The organism is Kibdelosporangium persicum, from assembly GCF_013280595.1.
Classification (GTDB): Bacteria; Actinomycetota; Actinomycetes; order Mycobacteriales; family Pseudonocardiaceae; genus Kibdelosporangium; species Kibdelosporangium persicum.
In genome coordinates, this window is sequence record NZ_JAAATY010000054.1 from 18,879 (window position 1) to 40,132 (window position 21,254).

Genomic DNA, 21,254 nt, shown 5'->3' on the forward strand with positions numbered 1-21,254 from the left:
CAATGGATCTTTGTCACCGCACTCGCTCGAAGTCCCTCGACATATCCGGACAACGACAGCAAACCGCGCCTCGCGCCGACCGTTGACAGGTCTCACCTTGCTGTCACCACCTGCTGGTCCGCACCGCGCGGCCAGACAGCAGCTCGACCACAGAACCGGAGCCGACCGGCCCGCAGTACGCCGTTGACCTTTGTGGACAGTGGTGTCGGTGGATCGTGGGTGAGCCCGGCCGACCACTCCCCGTTCAGCGAAGGCGGGTTACTGGAAAGGATTCCGGCGATGGTGAAGCCGTGTTACGAACTGGGTGACATCCCGCCCATGGGCAGCGTGCCCGAGCAGATGTACGCCTCGGTGATCCGGCCTGAGCGGTACGGGCCGCCGGTCGACGCCTTCGAGATCGAACGGCTGCCGGTGCCCGAACTGGGCCGCGGTCAGATCCTGGTGCTCGTGATGGCGGCCGGGATCAACTACAACAACGTCTGGTCCGCGCTCGGCTCACCGCTCGACGTGATCGCCGCCCGCGCGAAGGCAGGCGACCTGAGCGGTTTCCACATCGGTGGTTCCGAGGGTTCGGGCGTGGTGTGGGCGGTCGGCGAGGGCGTCCGCGACGTCAAGGTCGGTTCCGAGGTCGTCCTGTCCGGACTCCAGTGGGACGAGACCGCGGCCGACATCAGGCTCGGCGCCGACCCCGTCCTGTCGACGACGCAGGCCGTCTGGGGCTACGAGAACAACTACGGCTCCTTCGCACAGTTCACCGTCGTCGACGAGTACCAGTGCCACCCCAAACCCGCGAACCTCACGTGGGAGGAAGCGGCCTGCTTCATGCTGACCGGCGCCACGGCCTACCGGCAGCTGCTCGGATGGCCACCGCACACCGTGCGGCCCGGCGACCCGGTGCTCATCTGGGGCGGCGCCGGCGGGCTCGGTTCCATGGCCATCCAGATCGTCCGGTTGTACGGTGGCATCCCGATCGCGGTCATCTCCGACGAGTCCCGCGCCGAGCACTGCATGCGGCTGGGCGCCGAAGGCGTCATCAACCGCAAGGAATTCGACCACTGGGGCAGGTTGCCCGACGTGCTGGACGACGAGGCGATGGCCCGGTGGACGCACGGCGCACGCACCTTCGGCCGCCGCATCTGGGACATCCTGGGTGAGCGCCGGTCGCCGCGGATCGTGTTGGAACACAGCGGTCAGGACACCATCCCCACGTCCATGTACGTCTGCGACTCGGGTGGCATGGTGGTGATCTGCGGCGGCACGAGCGGCTACAACGCCGACCTCGACCTACGGCACCTGTGGATGCGCCAGAAACGGCTCCAGGGCTCGCACTACGCCAACTCACGGGAGTGCCGCGAGGTGACCGAACTCGTCGGCTCGGGCCGTCTGGACCCGTGCTTGTCCTGGTGCGGCGAGCTGGCCGACGTCGGCCGGGCCCACCAGCTCATGCGCGACAACGTCCACCCGCCCGGCAACATGGCCGTTCTGGTCAACGCGCCCCACACCGGACTCCGCGATCTGGAATCCACCCTCGCCGCACTCACCCCAGCCTGACCCCATTTCCGCAGTAAACCCCTCGTGAGTGTTTATCAGGGTTAGAACCCTGATAAACACTCACGAGGGTTGACCTTCGAGGAAATGGGAACGTATGGCTTCTCAGCTGCGCAGCGACCAGTGGTACGCGGGCGACCATCGCAACGCCTACATCCATCGCGCCTGGATGCGGCGCGGCGCGCCGGACGACGCCTTCACCGGGCGTCCTCAGATCGCCATCGCCAACAGCGCGTCGGACCTGACGCCGTGCAACGCGCACCTGACCGAGGTGGCGCGGTCGGTGGCCAACGGGGTCTACGAGGCCGGAGGCATTCCGCTGGAACTGCCGGTCGTGTCGTTGGGCGAGACGAACGTACGGCCCACCGCGATGCTGTGGCGCAACATGGCCGCGATGGCCACCGAGGAAATGCTGCGGGCCAACCCGATCGACGGCGTGGTGCTGCTCGGTGGCTGTGACAAGACGATTCCGTCGCTGTTGATGGCGGCCGCCTCCGTCGACCTGCCCGCCGTGGTGGTGCCCGGCGGGCCGATGCTGACCGGCACGTTCCGGGGTGTCCCGCTGGGTTGCGGCACCGACGTGTGGCGGCTGTCGGAGGAGGTCCGGGCGGGCACGCTGTCGCAGGACCAGTTCAACCGTTCGGAATCCGCGATGATCCGCAGCCGCGGGCACTGCAACACGATGGGCACCGCGTCGACCATGGCGCTGGTCGCCGAGGCGCTGGGCACCGTCGTGCCCGGCGTGGCGGGCACCCCGGCACCCGACAGTCGCCTGCTGGAAGCGGCGCACGGCACCGGACGACTCGTCGTCGACATGCTGGCGACCGACCGCAGGCCGAGCACCTTCCTGACCACAGCGTCCTTTCACAACGCGATCGTGGCCCTGGCGGCGATCGGCGGATCCACCAACGCGGTGGTGCACCTGCTTGCCATCGCCGGGCGCCTGGGCGTCCAGCTGACGATCGACGACTTCGACCGCATCGGCTCACGCGTTCCTGTGCTGGTGGACCTGCAGCCGGCTGGGCGTTTCCTGATGGAGGACTTCCACCGCGCCGGTGGTCTGCTCGCGGTGCTGCGCGAGGTACGGGACTTGCTCGATCCCGACGCGCTCACGGTCACCGGCAAGCCGTTGGTCGACTACCTCGACGACGCGCCGATCTGGGATCCGGAGGTCATCCGCACCCGCGCCACGCCGCTGGTCACCGAGGGCGGTATCGCGGTGCTGCGCGGCAACCTGGCGCCGAACGGAGCGCTGATCAAGCCGGCGGCGGCGTCACCGCACCTGCTGCGCCACCGCGGCCGGGCGGTCGTGTTCGACTCGATCGAGGACTTCCACGCCCGTATCGACGACCCGGACCTGGACGTGGACGCCGACTCGGTGCTCGTGCTGCGCGGCTGTGGTCCGAAGGGCTACCCCGGCATGCCTGAGGTCTCCAACATGCCGCTGCCGAAGAAACTCCTCGAACAGGGCGTCCGCGACATGGTCCGCGTGTGCGACGGCCGCATGAGTGGCACCGCTTACGGCACGGTCGTGTTGCACGTGGCGCCTGAGGCCGCCGCGGGTGGCCCGCTGGCCCTGGTCCGCACCGGCGACGTCATCGCTCTCGACGTCGAGGCTCGCCGGATCGACGTCGAGGTATCCGACGAGGAGCTGACGGCGCGTACGCCCAACGAGGCCACCGTTGCCGGGTTCGCCAACCCCCGGCGCGGCTGGGAACGCCTCTACATCGACCATGTGCTACAGGCCGACACCGGGGCTGACTTGGACTTCCTGCTCGGATCCAGCGGATCGCAGGTGAGCCGTGAGTCGCACTGACCAGCCAGTCCCCCGCGTCCGGTAGCGACATTCGCGTGTGGACGCCGCGCCAGAACACGTCTCGTTAGTAAATTTGATTTGTTCCAGACAAGCGCTCTAAGGTTGTGGCGTGGCGGCGGACTTCGAGACGCAACTGCGGGCGGTTTCCTTGCGTGTAACCCGCCCGCGGTTGGCGGTCCTCGCCGCACTGCGTGACCACCCGCACATCGACACCGAGACGGTGATCTCGCTGGTACGGGCCGATCACCCGACGGTGTCCCAGCAGGCGGTCTACGACGTGCTGCGGGCGCTCACCGACGCCGGTCTGATCCGGCGCATCCAGCCTGCCGGCGCGACCGCGCGCTACGAGTCCCGCGTGGGTGACAACCATCACCACCTCGTGTGCCGCTCCTGCGGCGCGATCGTGGACGTCGACTGTGCCGTCGGCCACTCCCCCTGTCTCACCGCCTCGGACGATCACGGTTTTGTGATCGACGAGGCGGAGGTCGTCTTTTGGGGCACGTGCCCCGACTGTGCGGCTGACCACCCCCGTCAATGATCCGCCCGGAAGGAAGTAGATGAGCGACCCCAGGACAACGCCCCAGTCAAGCGCACAGGGCGTGGACGAGAAGGCGGCGGCCGGCTGCCCGGTCGCGCACGACTCGGTGACCTCTAACGGCAGCGAGAGCGAGAACCCGGCGATCGGCTCGCCGACCCCGAAGACGGGCGGCCGTCCGCGCACCAACCGGGACTGGTGGCCCAACCAGCTCGACCTGTCGGTGCTGCACGGGCACTCGTCGAAGAGCAACCCGCTCGGCGAGAACTTCAACTACGCCAAGGAGTTCGCCAAGCTCGACATCGAGGCCCTCAAGCGCGACATCATCGAGGTGCTCACCACCTCGCAGGATTGGTGGCCGGCCGACTTCGGCCACTACGGCGGCCTGATGATCCGGATGAGCTGGCACGCCGCCGGTACGTACCGTATCCACGACGGCCGCGGCGGCGCGGGCGACGGCGGCCAGCGGTTCGCCCCGCTCAACAGCTGGCCGGACAACGCCAACCTGGACAAGGCACGCCGGCTGCTGTGGCCGGTCAAGCAGAAGTACGGCCAGAAGATCTCGTGGGCCGACCTGCTTGTGCTGGCAGGCAACGTGGCCATGGAGTCGATGGGCTTCAAGACCTTCGGTTTCGGCTTCGGCCGCGAGGACGTCTGGGAGCCGGAGGAGATCTTCTGGGGCCCGGAGGACGCCTGGCTGGGTGACGAGCGCTACGTCAGCGACACGGAGATGGTTCCCGAGGTCGGCGCGACCGAGATGGGCCTGATCTACGTCAACCCCGAAGGGCCCCGCGGCAACGCGGACCCGGCCGCGGCCGCGCACTTCATCCGGGAGACCTTCGGCCGGATGGCGATGAACGACGAGGAGACCGTCGCTCTCATCGCCGGTGGCCACACCTTCGGCAAGACCCACGGTGCCGCGGTCGCCGACGGGCACGTGGGCCCGGAGCCGGAGGGCGCCCCGCTGGAGGCGCAGGGCCTGGGCTGGCTGAGCACCCACGGCAGCGGCAAGGGCGCGGACGCGATCACCAGCGGTCTCGAGGTGACGTGGACCGACCGGCCGACGGAGTGGAGCAACCGCTTCTTCGAGATCCTCTTCGGCTACGAGTGGGAGCTCACCACGAGCCCCGGCGGTGCGAAGCAGTACGTCGCCAAGGACGCCGAGGAGATCATCCCGGACCCGTTCGACCCGTCGAAGAAGCACAAGCCGACCATGCTCACGACGGACCTGGCGCTGCGCGTGGACCCGGCGTACGAGAAGATCTCCCGCCGCTTCCTGGAGAACCCGGACGAGTTCGCGCTGGCGTTCGCCAAGGCCTGGTACAAGCTGCTGCACCGCGACATGGGCCCGGTCAGCCGTTACCTCGGGCCGTGGGTCGCCGAGCCGCAGCTGTGGCAGGACCCGGTGCCGGCCGTCGACCACGAGCTCGTGGGTGACTCCGACATCGCCGCCCTCAAGGCGAAGGTGCTCGAGTCCGGCCTGACCACCGCCCAGCTGATCACCACCGCGTGGGCCTCGGCCGCGAGCTTCCGGTCCACCGACAAGCGCGGCGGCGCCAACGGTGCCCGGATCCGGCTGGAGCCCCAGCGCAACTGGGAGGTCAACCAGCCCGAGGAGCTCGGCAAGGTGCTGGCACGGCTCGAGGACATCCAGCGCGAGTTCAACGAGGCGGGCGGCGCGAAGATCTCGCTGGCCGACCTCATCGTGCTGGCCGGCTCGGCCGCCGTGGAGAAGGCGGCGCGCGACGCCGGTGTCGAGGTGACCGTGCCGTTCCACCCGGGTCGCACCGACGCCAGCCAGGAGCAGACCGACGTCGAGTCGTTCAAGGTGCTCGAGCCGCGTGCCGACGGGTTCCGCAACTACCTGCGGTCCGGCGAGAAGCTCCAGCCGGAGGTGTTGCTGGTCGACCGCGCGTACATGCTCGACCTGACCGCGCCCGAGATGACCGTGCTCGTCGGCGGTCTGCGCTCGCTCGGGGCGAACTTCGGCGGCACCCGGCACGGCGTGCTGACCGACCGGCCGGGCGTGCTCACCAACGACTTCTTCGCCAACCTGCTCTCGCCGGGGACCCGGTGGAAGGCGTCGGAGTCCGAGGAGAACGTGTACGAGATCCGCGACCTGGCGACCGACGAGGTGAAGTGGACCGCCACCGCGGTCGACCTGATCTTCGGTTCCAACTCGCAGCTGCGTGCCCTCGCGGAGGTCTACGCCAGCGACGACGCCCGTGAGAAGTTCGTGAACGACTTCGTCGCGGCCTGGACCAAGGTCATGGAACTCGACCGGTTCGACCTCGCCTGATCCCGCTACCCCCGACGAGCCCGGCCGGTCCGCCCAGCGGTCGGCCGGGCTCGTCCACGTTCACGCTGGTCGTCGTTCTTGCTGGTCAGCCCGTCCACGACGAAGCCGACACCCATGCCGAGCATCCAGACGTCCTTCGCCAGGCCGGTGCCCTGCTCGGTCGGGCGCAGGCTGCCCTCCTCCCGCATGCCCGGGGTGCGCAGGTAGAGCCCGAGGAGTCCGGCGGAGAACGCGGTAAGTCCGAGCCCGGCGACCGCGGTGGGCACCACGGGCAGCAGCAGCGCCGCGCCGAGCGCGATCTCACCCCACGACACCATGCGCACGAAGGACTTCGGATCGAGCTGGCGCAGCATCGGATACGCGCCCCCGGCGAAACCGTGCAGCGTCTGCGCGGTCTGCTCGTCAGCGTGGCGTTTGTTCAGCCCCGAGCTGAGGATGAAGGCGCCCGTCGCCAGCCGGCCTGGCCAGTGGCGGACCTTGACCTTCCGCTTCATGGTTCGTCCTCGCTTCTCCGTCGAGCCGACGCGACCGAGCCGGCGCGACGGCTGTGCGCCGTCTACCCCTACGGCGCCTCGCCAAACCTGCGACCGGTCGGTCCACATCAGACACCACCCGCATCGAACCTGGTGACGGGCGTCACACCGCGTGGTGTCACGTCCGTCCAGGCGGCGGTGTCTTGGGGGCATGACTGAGCACAGCACACCTCACAAGATCGTGGTGATCGGCGGCGGCTACGCCGGAACGATCGCGGCCAACCGGATGCGGATGCGCTCCGATGTGGACATCACGCTGGTCAATCCTCGCCCGGCGTTCGTCGACCGGATCCGGTTGCACCAGTTCGTGGCCGGTACCGGTGAGGCCTTGGTGGACTACGGCACGCTGCTCGGCGACGGCGTCAGGCTGGTCGTCGACGACGCCACTCGTATCGACACCGCCGCCCGCACGGTGGAGCTGGCGTCGGGCCGCGCGCTTGACTACGACTACCTGGTCTACGCGGTCGGTAGTACCGGCGCGATCCCGTCGGCCGTTCCTGGCGTCGCCGACTTCGCCTTCTCGGTCGCCGAGTTCGAGTCCGCGCAGCGGCTGCGGACCAAGCTCGAAGCGCTGCCTCTCGACGCTCCGGTCACTGTCGCAGGCAGCGGCTTGACCGGTGTCGAAACCGCGGCCGAGCTGGCCGAACAAGGACGCGCCGTCACGCTGGTGTGTGCTGGGACGCTCGCACCGGCGCTCAGCGCGCCGGGTCGTCGGTCCATCGCCAAGTGGCTGTCCCGGCATGATGTCGCTGTGCTCGAAGCCGCCGCGGTGACCGAGGTACGGTCGGATGCGATCGTCCTGTCCGACGGCACCGTGCATCCGAGCGCGCTGACCATCTGGGCAGGGGGATTCGGCGTCCCGGAGCTGGCGGCCGCGAGCGGGCTGCGTACCGACGCGCTCGGCCGTTTGCTGACGGACGAAACGTTGACCAGCGTTGACGACGATCGCATCGTGGCGGCTGGGGACGCCGCGGCGCCGTCAGGCCAACCGCTGCGGATGAGCTGTTACGCCGCCGGGCCACTCGGGGCACAAGCCGCCGACACCGTGCTGAGCCGCATCGCGGGCACCGAACCGGCGGCGATCAACCTCGCCTTCACCGGGTCGTGCACCAGCCTCGGCCGTCATGCCGCCGTACGGCAGATCGCCCGCAAGGACGACAGCGTCGTGAACGCCTACGTCGGCGGCCGGCTGGGCGCGGCGATCAAGGAACTGACCTGCCGGCTGGGCGTGGGGAAGATCCGCCGGGAGGCCCAGAAGCCGGGTTCGCTGTTCTGGCCGAAAGGCGGCCCGCGACCCGAGCAGCCGGTCGCCGCCGCGCGGGGACTGGCGTGACCACCGGCGAGCACGCCGAGCGGTTCACCTTGCTGCGGCCGCTGCTGTTCACGATCGCCTACGAAATACTCGGCTCCGCGACGGAATCCGACGACGTGCTGCAGGACAGCTACCTGCGGTGGGCCGAGGTGGATCTCGCGAAGGTGCAGGACACCAAGGCGTACCTGGCGCGCCTGGTGACTCGGCAGGCGCTCAACGCGGTGCGGGCGAGCGCACGCCGTCGCGAGGACTATGTCGGCCCGTGGCTGCCCGAGCCGCTGCTGCTCGACGAACGCGACGCGTCGGCTGACGTGGTGCTCGCCGAGTCGGTGTCGATGGCGATGCTCGTGCTGCTCGAAACGCTCACGCCCGCGGAGCGCGCGGTCTTCGTACTGCGCGAGGTGTTCGGCTTCGACTACGACGACATCGCCGCCGCGGTGGGCAAATCCGTGGGAACGGTGCGCCAGGTGGCGCACCGCGCCCGCGAACACGTGCACGCACGGCGCAGACGGTTCGACCCCGCCGACGCCGCGACGACCGCGCGGATCGCCGAGCAGTTCATGGCCGCGGCGGCCACCGGTGACATGGCCGGGTTGCTCTCGCTGCTCGCGCCGGACGCCACCTGGATCGCCGACAGCGGCGGCAAAGCCACCGCTGCGCGCCGGCCGGTGGTGGGCGCGGAGAAGGTCGCCGCCTTCCTGCTCGATCTGTTCCGCATAGCCCGGCGCCAGCCCGCCATCCGGATCGAAATGGCCAACTGCAACAACTCCCCCGCCGTCCTCGCCTACCGCGACGACCGCCTCGAAGGCGTCTACCTGATCGAGATCACCGACAAGAAGATCAGCAACTGCTACGCCATCCGCAACCCGGACAAACTGGCCGCGCTGACGACTCCCCGCCGGATCAGCCGGTCGGCCTGGTCCACTGAGGACACAAGTCGCCCGGCCCGCCCACTGCCCCGTTCCTGACTCCACCGGTACTTTGGATCACGTCGTCCGCTTGGGAGGAGGAACGGGCCATGGGCCTGACGAAGGTGTGGCTGAAGACGTTCACCGACGGTTTCGTGCGGGCCGACCAGGTCGTCGGCGTGTCCACCCACCAGACCCCCGCGCTGCCGGGGAAATCGGTGAACTGGCTGGTCGACGTCACGCTGGCGGTGTCGGTGGGCAGCGGCGGCACGGCCGGGTGGGAGGTCAACGCCCTGCACCGAACGCTGGTCCAGACCCGCTTCGAACCGCTCGGCGCGGCCGAGGCGCTGACCGAACTGCTCGCCAGGCTGTACGACAGCGACCCGGCCGGGCTGATCCTCACCCGGATCACCGACTCCCGGGTGGAGTTCACCTTCGAGCCCTTCACCGCGCCGGCCTCGACCACATCCAGCGAGGACCACTCGAGCTGACCGGAGTTGCTTTCGACCGGGGAGAGTGCTAATTGAGAATTAGCACTCTCCCCGGTCGAGTGCCAACGGGCTGACGCTGTGAAGGGGAAGACACAAGATGCTCCGGGCAGCTGAACCGGTGTCGACGAGGTCCGCACGACACAACGGAGCCGACCACGACACCGCGGTGTACGTAATCCCGTCCCACCCCACGGACACACCACCGACGCCACCGCCGTCGTTACCTGACACCGCCGCGATAACGATCACCCACGGCCCAGGCGTGACCGCCCCGATCGAGATCCCACTCGGCGCAGGCACCACGCTCATCGGACGGCATCAGGACTGCGACGTCGTGCTCACCGACATCACCGTCTCCCGCCGGCACGCCGAGATACGCCGCACCGGCCCCACGTTCAGCGTCGCCGATCTCGGCTCGCTCAACGGAACCTATGTCAACCGCACACCGATCGACGAAGTACCGCTCGCCGACGGCGACGTGGTGCTGATCGGTGCCTTCCGGCTGACGTTCCGCTCCCGCGTGGCGGAGCCGTAGCCGCACGAGGTCTGGCGCTTTTCCCCGTTTCCAGGTAGCACATGGTGGACACGTGCCGGATCTTGAGGAGGACGAGTGCGAGCACAGGACATCGATCGGCGCACACTGCTGCGCGGTATCACGGCGGGAACTGCCATGGCACTGGCTGGTGCTGTGCCCGCGCACGCGCAGCAGCCGAGCCGCACGCCGTTCGACTTACACTTCGCCGTCACCCACAAGTACCGGCCGTTCGACCTGATCGCACCGCGGTTCGTGCAGTACGACAGCGCCATCGCGCCGCGCACCGCGGCCGCACTGGTCCGGACCGGTGTGCGGCCGCGGGCACCGTTCGGCTCTGTGCTGGTGGAAGTGTCGCGTTCGCAGGGAACCGTGGTGGCCGGGCTCGCGGGCGACGGCGCATCGGTGCTCGGCACGCTCGACGCTGTGGCCGGGCGCGCGACGATCGAGGTGACCGTCGGTGGGAACACCACCGTGGTCAAGTCGGCCGACGTACGGGTGCCCGGTGCGTTCCGATTCGCCGTGGTGGTCAACGAGAACGCGGTCACCGTCCTGGTCGATACGACCGGTACCGGCACGGCGTGGCAGCCGGTGCTGACCGAGCGCGACGGCGTCCGCGCGTTGATCGACCTGCGCGTGCCGGCTGTCCTGGGCAAACTGGACTACGCCTACGGCGGCCAAGGGGCGGTACAGATCGGCCGGGTCCGGGCGGGGTACTTCGGCCAGGCCGGTGTGCGGGACCCACACGTCGTGCAGCACGCCGACGGCAGGCCGTTCATCCGCGACGGCAAGCTGTACCTGACCATGACCAACGCCGGCCTCGGCTTCTTCCAGCAGGCGCACTGGGCCGTCTGGACACTCGACCTCGCCGATCCGACGCGGCTGGAGCAGGTCGCGGTCCTGTTCTTCGAGCGCGACGGCGTGGTGCTCGGCGATCACGCCGGGCAGATCGTCCACGACGACCGGACCGGCCGTTTCATCGTGTTGATGAGCTCCTGGGGCGATTTCGCCTTCCAGGGCGTGCACATCCGGCACACCACGACCCGGGCGGACGTCCTGTCCGGCGTGCACGTCCTGCCGACCTCGCGGCTCGCCCTGCCGACCGCCGTGAGCTCGTGGGACCCCGCCCTCACCCGCATCGACGGCCGATGGCGGCTGGCGTTCGTGGAGAGCGAGGCGCAGCAACCCGCGTTCATCTTCCACCCCGCCCTCGCCGCCGGACCGCGCGGCGCGGACTACGCCGATTCTCTCCGCCTGGTCGGAGCGGACACCACCGTCGACCAGACGGAGGGCACGATCATCCAGCGCGTCGGGCGCGACTGGTACGTGCTGGCCAGCGACGGAGACGCCCGCCAGTACCCGGTCTACGACCTGTCGATGCGCAAGCTGGGAACGCTGGATGCGCCTTACGGCACCAACATCCCGCATCCGATGCTGCTGCCCGTCGGCCGCGAGTGGTGGATGATCACCTTCGACGGCACGCAGTACGCCGAACCCGTCCTCGGGTACGGCGGCCACGGCGACCTCGTCGTCATGCGCGCCCGCTGAGGCCTGGGTCACGGTTTCGCTTGTCCGACAGCGGGAACGCTTCAATCGCGGATAAGGACGACGCACCCACCGGGCGCTCCCTTGCCGTGCCGCGAAGGGAAGTGCCGCGATGACCTGCCGCCGTGACTCACACCGTGCCCCGGCTGTTCCCGTGTCGTTCATGCCCGCGATCGCCCTGCCGCCGGGCCGGCGGCTCCGGACGGACATCGAGGCAGCCCTGCGAAACCTGGAGAACGTCTCGCCCGAGGACAGCGCCGCCGTGGGGAAGGTCCACGACGACCTGCGTGGAGCTCTTGCCCACACGGCGGCCATCGGTGAGACGTCCCAGGTGTTCACCTCGGTCAACGCGGTGCGGATCGCCGAGCAGTGCCTGCGGGCCTGTCTGCTCACTCAGGCACGTGCGGCGCTGGCCGAAGCGCTCCGTGCGCTGCCGGCTGATCCTGTCTGACACCATGGCCGCCTGATTGATCCACATGGCCGGCCCGGTCATCTCGCCCTGCGACGCGGACAGCCTGCCGCTTGTCACATTCGGCGGCTCCACGGGTTCACTCTCGTACGCCTTGAGGGGAGATGGAGTGACCGATGGAGGAGACCGAGTGGCTGGCCGAGCGCTTCGAGCAGCACCGGCCGCGGCTGCGGGCGGTGGCATACCGGATGCTGGGTTCGCTGGCCGAGGCCGACGACGCCGTCCAGGACGCGTGGTTGCGGCTGAGCCGATCCGATCCGGACCAGATCGACAACCTCGCGGGATGGCTGACCACGGTCGTCGCGCGGGAGTGTCTGCACATGCTGCGTTCCCGGCGGCACCGGCGGGAGGAGTCGTTCGCCGCGCAGTTGCCTGACCCGGTTGTCGTCCCGGACGGCGACCTCGATCCCGAGCAGGAGGCGTTGCTCGCCGACTCGGTGGGGTTGGCGCTGCTCGTGGTGCTCGACCGGCTCGGTCCGGCTGAGCGGCTGGCGTTCGTCCTGCACGACATGTTCGCGCTGCCGTTCGAGGAGATCGCCGGCATCGTGGGACGTACCCCGGCAGCCGCGCGGCAACTGGCCAGCCGGGCACGACGACGGGTCACCAACGCGGAAGTCCCGTTGCCGGGCCCGGATCTGGCGCGGCAACAGCAGATCGTGGACGCTTTCTACGCGGCCGCCCGGGCCGGTGACTTCGACGCTCTCGTCCAAGTCCTCGACCCCGACATCGTGCTGACCACGGACTACGGCCCCGACGGGCGTCCGGCTGTCACCCGCGGCGCGGCGGCGGTCGCCCAGCTCACCCGCGCCCCGCGCGGCGGCCGGCTGCGCCCCGTCCTGGTCAACGGCGCGCCAGGCGCGATGGTCACCGTCGACGGGCAGCCGGTGGCCGTGCTGGTCTTCACGGTCGTGGCCGACAAGATCGTCGCCATCGACACCATCCGCGAGCCCGGTCGTGTTTGCCGTGCCGCCGCCGTCCTCGCCGAAAACGCGGCAGACACAGCTGTCACATCTCCGGCGCCTGAAGGCTCACAAGGGTGACGGCATTCCCGACCACCATGGAGGACACCGTGGAGAACCGGATACCCGACATCCAGGAGCACGTGCCGGAGATCACCCAGATCGGGGGCGTATTAGTGAAGGCCGCCGGCAACGGCTCGCTACCGCGAGCCACGGCCAGCTTGGTCTACCTGCGTGCCGGCCAGATCGTCGGCAGCACGTACCAGGTGCTGCGGCACTCGGCGGACCTGCGCAAGGCCGGGGAGTCCGAGGAGCGCATCACGGCAGTGGCGACCTGGTGGGACGCGTCCTGTTTCACCGAGGCTGAGCAAGCCGCGCTGGCCTTGACCGAGGCCGTGTTCCAACCGAACACGCAAGGCCACGAGCGGGTCCCGGACGACCTGTTCGCCGAGGTCGCGAAGCACTATGACGAGAAAGCACTGGCCACCCTCTCGGTGGTGGTCGCGTCGGCGGGCTTCTGGATGAGCGTGGCCCTCATGCTCAAGCCGCCGCCGGTCGGCCAGCCGGCCTGACCGGGACGCGAACCGGCCGGGATCTTCGCCGAGGCTCCCGGCCGGTTCCCCGGCCACGATCGACGTCAACCCGACGACTTCACCGGCATCGTCCTCAACGGACTCCCCCGGCCGGCGTGAACCACTCGGCGAAACGCTCGGCGAACGCGGACATCTCATCCCTTTGCCTGCCGGGTTCGGCGCTGCTCGGAGTCACGACGATGCGTGTCACCCCTTGCTCCGCGAAGGAGGCGACTTGGTCGGCGGACATGTCCATCGATCCCCATCGGGTGTACTCGAGCGCTTCCGGGTCACGGCCTGCCTCGACCGCGGCCGCTCTGGCGAGCTCCATTTGGATACGGCGCTCGTCCGCCCCGATCGCACCGCCGGGGAAGTAGCCCTCGCCGCGCCGACCGGCGCGGCGCGCGGCCGCCCGGCTGGAACCGCCGACGTGAATCGGCAGAACCGCGTCGCCGTAAGGCTTCGGGAAGCTGCACACATCCTCGAACCTGAAGAACTGACCGTCGAAGCTGACGCCCTCCTCGCCACCGGCCCACAGCAGCCGCAACACATCGAGCGCCTCGTCGGCCCGGCGGCCCCGTGTGCCGAAATCGACGCCGACCGCTTGAGCCTCGCCCGGGAGAGCACCGACTCCGACGGTCAGCAGCCGCATCCGTCCCCGGGACAGCAGATCGATCGTCGCCAGCCGCTTCGCCAGTATCACCGGATGGTGGTACGGCAACAGCAACACACCGGTTCCGAGCAGGATGCGTTGCGTGGCAGCGGCGACGAAGACAAGGCAGTCGAGCGGATCACCGAAGGGCAGCGACGGCGGCAACTCGACGGGCCCGATCTTCGCACCGGGGTACAGCGCGACGTGCTCCGGCACGTACAACGACTCGAAACCACAGTCCTCGGCGTGCCGCGCGTAGGCCACGATCCTGTCCGGGTCCACGCCGAACAACGGTGTGCTGTAGGTGATGCCGAACTTCATCCTGCTGAGCTCCCCTGGCTGGTGCGGTGGCGGTCACGCTAGAACTTGACGCCGATGTCAAGTCAACAGACCTCAGCCGAGCGCGTTGCCGGAGTCCCATCGGTCGTTCATCTCGCCGCGGGCCCGGTCGACGGCGTCAGACCACGGCCGCGCGTCGACGAAGACGACATGGCATCGTGTCCGGTTGTGTTCGCGTCCTCTGCGGACAAGTTCGTCTTGAACCAGCATCGACGCCCGCACTCGCCGGTCGAGTGAGTCGTCACGGGGATAGCGGCCGGCGAGATTGGCGTGGATCTGTTCCCCCGTCTCCCTGAGAACCACGGCGAAATCCCACGCGAGCGTGGGCAAGGCATGGCGGCCGGTGACGACCGTGTGCGGATACTCCTGGAATCCGTCCAGGCGCAGACGGGGCTGTTCCGTGATCACAGCACGCACGGCCGGAGCGAGGACGTCGGCGGCACGCAGCCGCGCCGTGGCCACCTCCTCGGCCGTCCCAGCCAACGGCTGATCCTGGTGGAACAGCTCCGGATACTGCTCCGGCCCTGTCATTGCACGTACTGCTTGCAGCACATCACTGGTGTCGATGACGTGCCCGTTGTACCGCGCGGCCAGCGCATAGGCGAATCTGGTGCGGCCGGTGCCGGAAGCACCGCACACCACCGTCACCGGCCACGACCCCGGATAGACCTTCACCCGCCCATCCTCCCGCCAGCAGCACGACGCCGCCGACCACCACCCCCGACCACGCCCGAAAACCGCAGGTCAGCACTCGTGAGCACTTATCAGGGTTAGAACACGGATAAACGCTCACGAGGGGGGCTGCAGGAATCCCGGACGACCAGCTGGGTCGGCAGGATCACCGGGCCCTCGCGGTCGGCGCCCGTGATCATGGCCATGATCGCCTTCGCCGCGGCCACGCCGAAGCCCGGCTTGTCCTGGGCCACTGTGGTCAGTGCCGGTTCCACGACGGACGCGATCTCGATGTCGTCGAAACCGACGAGCGCCAGATCCTCTGGCACTCGCAGCCCTGCGCCCCGGGCGGCGAGCAACGCGCCGACAGCCATCTCGTCGCTGGCCGCGAACACGGCCGTGGGCGGCTCGTCGACGGCGAGAAGTCGTCGCATCGCAGCGGTTCCGCTCGCCCGGTAGAAGTCACCGGACACGACATAGTCGTCCCGCAGTGGCAGACCGCACTCACGGATTGCCTTGTAATAACCGGAAATGCGCGCCTCGGCCGGCTGGTTGCCCGGCGGGCCGGTGATCGTGGCGATCCGGGAATGGCCGAGTTCGGCGAGATGCCGGACAGCCGACGCCGCACCGGCCGTGTTGTCCGACGTGACGTATGTCGCTTTTGGACCTTCGACGGCCACGTCCACCGCCACACAGGGGACGCCGGACTGGGCGAAGGCTTCGAACGCCTCCGCGTCGGAGCCGCTGTCGATCAGGACCAGCCCGCCGAGGTGGTGGCGGCGGGTCATGTTCACGTAGCCGACCGGATCGGCGAGCGACGCGCCGACCTCGCGGGAATCGCCGCTGGTGGCCAGCATCAGCAGGTGATATCCGTGCGCGCTGAGCGCGGATTTCAACCCGATCAGCAGATCCTGCAGATACGGGTGCCGCCAGCCGGGTCTGCGGTGATCGGTGTCCCAGACCAGGCCGATCATCGTGGACTGTTTGGTGGACAATGCCCGCGCGGATTCATTGGGCCGATAGTCCAGTTCCCTCGCGACCCGCAGAACACGTTCCCTGGTGAGACGGTTGACCGTTTCCGGCTGGTTGAAGACGCGCGACACCGTCGCGATGGACACGCCGCAGAGCTCGGCGATCTCACGCCCGGTCGCCATCGGACCTCCATCTCACCGTAAGCGGTTACAGCAACCTACGCAGCCGCAGGTGCCCTAGTCAAACCGAACACGCAGAACTAGTAGGTTATCGTTTTGTTACTTGACGGATCTCGGTTAACCCCGCTGTCATAGACGCCACACATTTCGGGCCGGCTTGCATGGGAGTGCCGGTCCAGCCGTTCGAGACCTCGTTTCCCAGCTCGAGCGCGCCCAAAACAACGGAGGCCTTCGATGCGCCCCAGAGCAATGGCCATTGGCTGTGCCGCGCTGGCGACCGCCATGGTGCTCAGCGGCTGCGGCAGTGAGTCCGCGGCAGGCGGCAAGACAAAACTGACCATCGGCCTGTTCGGCAATTTCGGTTACAGCGAACTGCTCAAGGAGTACGCGAGCACACACCCGGACATCGAGATCCAGGACCGCACCGCCTCGTACTCCGACCACCACAAGAACCTGGCCGCCCACCTGGCGACCAACAGCGGCGCCGCGGACATCGAGGCGGTCGACACCGGCTACATCGCCCAGTTCAAGGCCACCCCGGACAAGTTCGTCGACCTGAACACCAAGGGCGGCGGCCAGCTGAAAGACCGCTGGCTGGCGTGGAAGTGGGAGTCCTCGCTGAGCAAGGACGGCCAGCAGATCGGCTACGGCACCGACGTCGGCGGCCTGGCCATCTGCTACCGCCGTGACCTGCTGGAGGCCGCCGGGCTGCCGTCGGAGCGCACGCAGGTCGCCGCGCTGTGGCCGACCTGGCAGGACTTCATGGCCACCGGCAAGAGGTTCCAGGCCAACGCACCCGCGGGCACGAAGTGGTTCGACGGCGGCCCGACCGTGCTCAACGCGATCGTCGGCCAGGCCCCGGTCGGCTACTACGACAAGTCCGACAAGCTCACCCTCGGCAACAACCAGGAGATCAAGCAGGGCTGGGATCTCGTGGTCGACGGCGTGCAGTCCGACCTGTCGGCCAAGCTGCTGTACTCGACGCCCGCCTGGAACACCGGGTTCAAACAGGGCCAGTTCGCGACCGTGACCTGCCCGGCCTGGCAGATGGCCAAGATCAAGGACCAGGCACCGGACACCGCGGGCAAGTGGGACGTCACGTCCGTGCCCGGCGGCGGCGGCAACTGGGGCGGTTCGTACCTCACGATTCCCAAGCAGGGCAAGAACGTCGACAAGGCCGTGGAGCTGGCGGCGTGGCTGACCGCGCCCGAGCAGCAGGCCAGGGTGTTCACCGGCGCCGGACTGCTGCCGTCCACACCGAAGCTGTACGACGACCCGGCGATCGTCAACTACCAGAACCCGTTCTTCAACAACGCTCCCGTGGGCAAGCTGTTCACCGACGCGGCCAAGCAGCTGCAGCCGCAGTACCAGGGCCCGAAGGCCGGTGACGTGCAGACCGCGATCGGCAACGCCATGCAACGCGTCGAGCAGGGCAAGCAGAACGGTGAGGACGCGTGGCGCCAGTTCGTCGGCGACGTCCAGAAGCTGACGAGCTGACATGGCGGTAGTGGACCGGGCAGCCCGAAAACACCGGTGGGACACCAAGTTCGCGCCGTACGCGTACGTGGCGCCGTACTTCCTGCTCTTCGGTGTCTTCGGGCTGTTCCCTCTGCTGTACACGGTCTGGGTTTCACTGCAGCACCGCAACCTGCTGGATTCCGATGGCGCGTACTTCATCTGGTTCAGCAACTACCACCAGCTGTTGTTCGCCGATCCGTACTTCTGGAACGCCATGGGCAACACGCTGAGCCTGTGGCTGCTGACCACGATCCCGCAGATCCTGCTCGCGCTGGGCATCGCGCAGCTGCTCAACCGCAAGGTCCGGACCCGCACGCTGTTCCGGATGGGCGTGATCCTGCCGAACATCACCTCGGTGGCGGCGGTGACGATCATCTTCGCGCAGCTGTTCGGCCGGGACTTCGGTCTGATCAACTGGGTGCTGGACCTGTTCGGCGCCGGGCACATCGACTGGCAGGCGGGCACGGCCACGTCGCACATCGCGATCGCCACCATGGTGGTGTGGCGGTGGACCGGTTACCACGCGCTGATCTTCCTGGCCTCGATGCAGGCGATCCCGGCGAGCCTGTACGAAGCGGCCACCCTGGACGGCGCGAAGGGCTGGCAGCAGTTCTGGCGGATCACGGTTCCGTTGCTCCGGCCGCAGATCATCTTCTCGACGATCATCGCGACCACCGGCAACATGCGACTGCTCGCCGAGCCGCTGCTGTTCAACCCCGGCGCCGCGGCCTCGACCGGTGGTTCGGACCGGCAGTTCCAGACTGCCGCGCTGTACCTGTACGAACAGGGCTTCACCAACTGGGACTTCGGCTACAGCTCGGCGATCGCGGTCGTGCTGGCGATCGCCACGGTCATCGTCGCCGGTCTGGGTTACCTGGTGACCAAACGAATCCAGACGGACTGAGGGAATCCATGACTGCTGTACTGGATCCGCCCACGCCGGTGCGGCCGGCCGGGCCGCGGGGCCGGGCGCGCCGGCTGGCCAGGCGGGTCGCCGGGCCGTGGACGTACGCCGCGCTCATCGCGGTGCTGGCGGGCTCGGCCTTCCCGGTGTACTGGTCGTTCGTGGTGTCCTCGCAGACACCGGACGCGATCGACACGGTGCCGCCGGTCCTGGTGCCGGGCGGCCACCTCTTCGAGAACATCGCCCGTGTCTTCGACACCACCGACTTCGCGTTGGCGCTGACCAACTCGATCGTGGTGTCCAGCACGATCACCGTGTCGGTGGTGCTGTTCTCCACGCTGGCCGGGTTCGCCTTCGCCAAGCTGCGGTTCCGCGGCCGCAACGCCCTGCTGCTGGTGGTGATCGGGACCCAGGCGATCCCGACCGAGCTCGGCGTCATCCCGCTCTACATGATGATGAGCGAGTTCGGCTGGGCCACCAAGATCCACGCGGTGATCGTGCCGGGGCTGGTGACCGCGTTCGGGGTGTTCTTCATGCGGCAGTACTTCGAGCGGGCGATCCCGGACGAGCTGCTGGAGGCGGGCCGGATGGACGGCTGCGGTTCGCTGCGGCTGTTCTGGCACGTCGCGCTGCCCGCGGCCAGGCCGGCGGCGGCGGTGCTCGGGCTGTTCACGTTCATGCAGGCGTGGAACGACTTCTTCTGGCCACTGGTGGTGCTGGTGCCGGAGAACCCGACTGTGCAGACCGCGCTGTCCACTTTGGCCGCCGGATACACCACCGACTACACCCTGGTGCTGACCGCCGCGACGATCGGCACGATCCCGGTCCTCATCGTGTTCCTGCTGTTCGGCCGCCAGATCGTCGGCGGCATCATGTCCGGCGCCGTCAAGGGCTGACCTTCCCGAGGAGACTTCTGTGACCACTGGATTCCCTGTGCCGTCGGGCTTCGGGGCAGGCTTCCGTTGGGGTGTGGCGACCTCGGCGTACCAGATCGAGGGAGCCGCGCGCCAGGACGGCCGTGGACCAGCCATCTGGGACACGTTCTCGACGGTCCCCGGCGCGGTCGCGTCCGGCGACACCGGCGACGTGGCCGCCGACCACTACAACCGCTGGGCCGAGGACGTGAAGCTGCTCGCCGGCCTGGGCGTCGACGCGTACCGGTTCTCCATCTCGTGGTCCCGGATTCTGCCGGAAGGGCGCGGCCGGGTCGAACAACGCGGCATCGACTTCTACCGCAGGCTGATCGACGCGTTGCGGGACAACGACATCGAACCGTTCGTCACGTTGTACCACTGGGACCTGCCGCAGGCCCTTGAGGACCACGGCGGGTGGCGCAACCGCGACACGTCGGGGTGGTTCGCCGAGTACGCCGCGATCGTGCACGAGGCCCTTGGTGACGTCGTCGGCAAGTGGACCACCCTGAACGAGCCGTACTGTTCCTCGATCGTCGGTTACGGCGAAGGCCGGCACGCACCGGGAGCACGGGAGGGACACGGCGCACTGGCGGCGGTACACCACCTGCTGCTCGGCCACGGTCTCGCTGTCCAGGCGATGCGGGCCAACGCGTTGCAGGATCAGGAATTCGGCATCGTGCTCAACCAGTCCCCCACGGTGCCCGTGACCGGCAGCCCCGCCGACGTCGCCGCCGCCAGCCGCCAGGACTGCTTGCTGCGCAGGCAGTTCACCGATCCCCTGTTCGGTTCGGCGTACCCGGACGAGCTGACGTCGATGTTCGGCGCGATCACCGACTTCTCGTTCCGGCACGACGGGGACCTGGGGATCATCGGCGAACCGCTGGACTACCTCGGCCTCAACTACTACTACCGCCTGCACGTCGCCGACGCGCCGCACCGCGAGCCGGACCCCGCCAAGCGGACCGCTCACGACATCGGCGTGGACACCACCCAGTTGCCGGACGTGCCCCGCACCGGCATGGGGTGGCCCGTGGAACCGGAAGGCCTCACCATCGCGCTGACCGACATCCATGCGCGCTACCCGGGCCTGCCGCCGATCTACATCACGGAAAACGGCTGCGTCTACCCCGATTCCGGCGACTTCGAGGACAACGACCGCATCTCGTACCTGCGCGACCACATCGCGGCAGCCGAAGCGGCGGCGACGGCCGGAGTGCCGCTGCGTGGCTACTTCTGCTGGTCGCTGCTCGACAACTTCGAGTGGGCACACGGCTACAAGCACCGATTCGGCCTGATCCACGTCGACTACGCGACCCAGCAACGCACGCCACGCGCCAGCTACCACTGGTACCGATCGTTCATCGCAGCCGCGCGTCAGGCCCACTCCAGCGAGTGAGCCTGACGCGCCATTGTGGCCGGGCTAGGCCGTGTTTCAAATGCCCGATCGCGATAGCCGGGCCGGATGCGGCCCCTGACGCCACCGCGGGACCGCCCAAAGACAACCAGTATTCGCGGCGATCCCGCGGCGACGCCAGGAACCGCCCCACCGAGCCGATTCCGGCCTCCGGCCGGGGCAGACTCTCAT

At 68.5% G+C, this 21,254-nt stretch carries 20 protein-coding genes; 16 read left to right on the plus strand and 4 right to left on the minus strand.

From position 1 onward, the window contains the following. The first annotated feature begins 219 nt into the window (after positions 1-219). The 4 genes from ccrA (at position 220) to katG (ending at position 6,198) form a co-directional block, all read left to right on the plus strand. Positions 220-1,551, plus strand: coding sequence for a crotonyl-CoA carboxylase/reductase (ccrA, locus tag GC106_RS45210; protein ID WP_217281779.1), 1,332 nt, complete (start codon positions 220-222; stop codon positions 1,549-1,551). A 94-nt stretch (positions 1,552-1,645) separates the two neighbouring features. Beyond that, the gene (locus GC106_RS45215; protein WP_173142372.1) at positions 1,646-3,364 is read left to right on the plus strand and encodes an IlvD/Edd family dehydratase; all 1,719 of its coding nucleotides are present in this window, start codon (positions 1,646-1,648) and stop codon (positions 3,362-3,364) included. A gap of 109 nt (positions 3,365-3,473) precedes the next feature. Further along, positions 3,474-3,902, plus strand: coding sequence for a Fur family transcriptional regulator (locus GC106_RS45220; protein ID WP_173142373.1), 429 nt, complete (start codon positions 3,474-3,476; stop codon positions 3,900-3,902). Positions 3,903-3,921: 19 nt separating this feature from the next. Next, a complete protein-coding gene (katG, locus tag GC106_RS45225) occupies positions 3,922-6,198 on the plus strand; it encodes a catalase/peroxidase HPI (protein WP_173142374.1) in 2,277 nt (758 codons plus the stop codon). A 5-nt stretch (positions 6,199-6,203) separates the two neighbouring features. On the opposite strand, the gene GC106_RS45230 is transcribed toward katG, so the two are convergent. After that, positions 6,204-6,692: a hypothetical protein gene (locus tag GC106_RS45230; protein WP_246368287.1), complete on the minus strand. Its 489-nt coding sequence runs from the start codon at positions 6,690-6,692 to the stop codon at positions 6,204-6,206. A gap of 190 nt (positions 6,693-6,882) precedes the next feature. Here GC106_RS45230 and GC106_RS45235 point away from each other — a divergent pair, with 190 nt between their 5' ends. The 8 genes from GC106_RS45235 (at position 6,883) to GC106_RS45270 (ending at position 13,519) form a co-directional block, all read left to right on the plus strand. Further along, positions 6,883-8,064 carry an NAD(P)/FAD-dependent oxidoreductase gene (locus GC106_RS45235; protein ID WP_173142375.1) on the plus strand — a complete coding sequence of 394 codons (1,182 nt, stop codon included), beginning with the start codon at positions 6,883-6,885 and terminating at the stop codon, positions 8,062-8,064. Next, a complete protein-coding gene (locus GC106_RS45240; protein WP_173142376.1) occupies positions 8,061-9,011 on the plus strand; it encodes an RNA polymerase sigma-70 factor in 951 nt (316 codons plus the stop codon). Before GC106_RS45235 ends, GC106_RS45240 begins: the two co-directional genes overlap by 4 nt. A gap of 50 nt (positions 9,012-9,061) precedes the next feature. Continuing rightward, the gene (locus GC106_RS45245; RefSeq protein ID WP_173142377.1) at positions 9,062-9,442 is read left to right on the plus strand and encodes a hypothetical protein; all 381 of its coding nucleotides are present in this window, start codon (positions 9,062-9,064) and stop codon (positions 9,440-9,442) included. A gap of 262 nt (positions 9,443-9,704) precedes the next feature. Next, the gene (locus GC106_RS49630; RefSeq protein WP_312873417.1) at positions 9,705-9,977 is read left to right on the plus strand and encodes an FHA domain-containing protein; all 273 of its coding nucleotides are present in this window, start codon (positions 9,705-9,707) and stop codon (positions 9,975-9,977) included. A gap of 75 nt (positions 9,978-10,052) precedes the next feature. Beyond that, positions 10,053-11,522, plus strand: coding sequence for a hypothetical protein (locus GC106_RS45255; protein ID WP_312873418.1), 1,470 nt, complete (start codon positions 10,053-10,055; stop codon positions 11,520-11,522). A 160-nt stretch (positions 11,523-11,682) separates the two neighbouring features. Next, a complete protein-coding gene (locus tag GC106_RS45260) occupies positions 11,683-11,970 on the plus strand; it encodes a hypothetical protein (RefSeq protein ID WP_173142379.1) in 288 nt (95 codons plus the stop codon). A gap of 134 nt (positions 11,971-12,104) precedes the next feature. Then, entirely contained in the window at positions 12,105-13,028 is a 924-nt protein-coding gene (locus tag GC106_RS45265) for a sigma-70 family RNA polymerase sigma factor (protein ID WP_173142380.1), read from the plus strand. Beyond that, positions 13,025-13,519 carry a carboxymuconolactone decarboxylase family protein gene (locus GC106_RS45270; RefSeq protein ID WP_312873419.1) on the plus strand — a complete coding sequence of 165 codons (495 nt, stop codon included), beginning with the start codon at positions 13,025-13,027 and terminating at the stop codon, positions 13,517-13,519. The genes GC106_RS45265 and GC106_RS45270 overlap by 4 nt, the downstream gene beginning before the upstream one ends. A gap of 94 nt (positions 13,520-13,613) precedes the next feature. On the opposite strand, the gene GC106_RS45275 is transcribed toward GC106_RS45270, so the two are convergent. The 3 genes from GC106_RS45275 to GC106_RS45285 all read right to left on the minus strand — a co-directional run bounded on the left by GC106_RS45275 (position 13,614) and on the right by GC106_RS45285 (position 16,336). Next, positions 13,614-14,492 carry a TIGR03619 family F420-dependent LLM class oxidoreductase gene (locus tag GC106_RS45275; protein WP_173142381.1) on the minus strand — a complete coding sequence of 293 codons (879 nt, stop codon included), beginning with the start codon at positions 14,490-14,492 and terminating at the stop codon, positions 13,614-13,616. 72 nt (positions 14,493-14,564) lie between these two features. Further along, complete coding sequence (locus GC106_RS45280; protein ID WP_173142382.1) at positions 14,565-15,185, minus strand: hypothetical protein; 621 nt, start codon at positions 15,183-15,185, stop codon at positions 14,565-14,567. Positions 15,186-15,280: 95 nt separating this feature from the next. Further along, complete coding sequence (locus GC106_RS45285) at positions 15,281-16,336, minus strand: LacI family DNA-binding transcriptional regulator (RefSeq protein ID WP_173142383.1); 1,056 nt, start codon at positions 16,334-16,336, stop codon at positions 15,281-15,283. A 231-nt stretch (positions 16,337-16,567) separates the two neighbouring features. Here GC106_RS45285 and GC106_RS45290 point away from each other — a divergent pair, with 231 nt between their 5' ends. Genes GC106_RS45290 through GC106_RS45305 form a run of 4 tightly spaced genes read left to right on the plus strand, consistent with a single transcriptional unit; the run spans position 16,568 to position 21,065 of the window. Continuing rightward, positions 16,568-17,830: an ABC transporter substrate-binding protein gene (locus tag GC106_RS45290; RefSeq protein ID WP_173142384.1), complete on the plus strand. Its 1,263-nt coding sequence runs from the start codon at positions 16,568-16,570 to the stop codon at positions 17,828-17,830. Position 17,831: 1 nt separating this feature from the next. Next, positions 17,832-18,755: a carbohydrate ABC transporter permease gene (locus GC106_RS45295; RefSeq protein WP_173142385.1), complete on the plus strand. Its 924-nt coding sequence runs from the start codon at positions 17,832-17,834 to the stop codon at positions 18,753-18,755. Positions 18,756-18,763: 8 nt separating this feature from the next. Then, on the plus strand, positions 18,764-19,651 hold the full coding sequence (locus GC106_RS45300; protein WP_173142386.1) for a carbohydrate ABC transporter permease: 888 nt from the start codon (positions 18,764-18,766) through the stop codon (positions 19,649-19,651). 19 nt (positions 19,652-19,670) lie between these two features. After that, entirely contained in the window at positions 19,671-21,065 is a 1,395-nt protein-coding gene (locus GC106_RS45305) for a GH1 family beta-glucosidase (protein ID WP_173142387.1), read from the plus strand. The last annotated feature ends 189 nt before the right edge of the window (positions 21,066-21,254 follow it).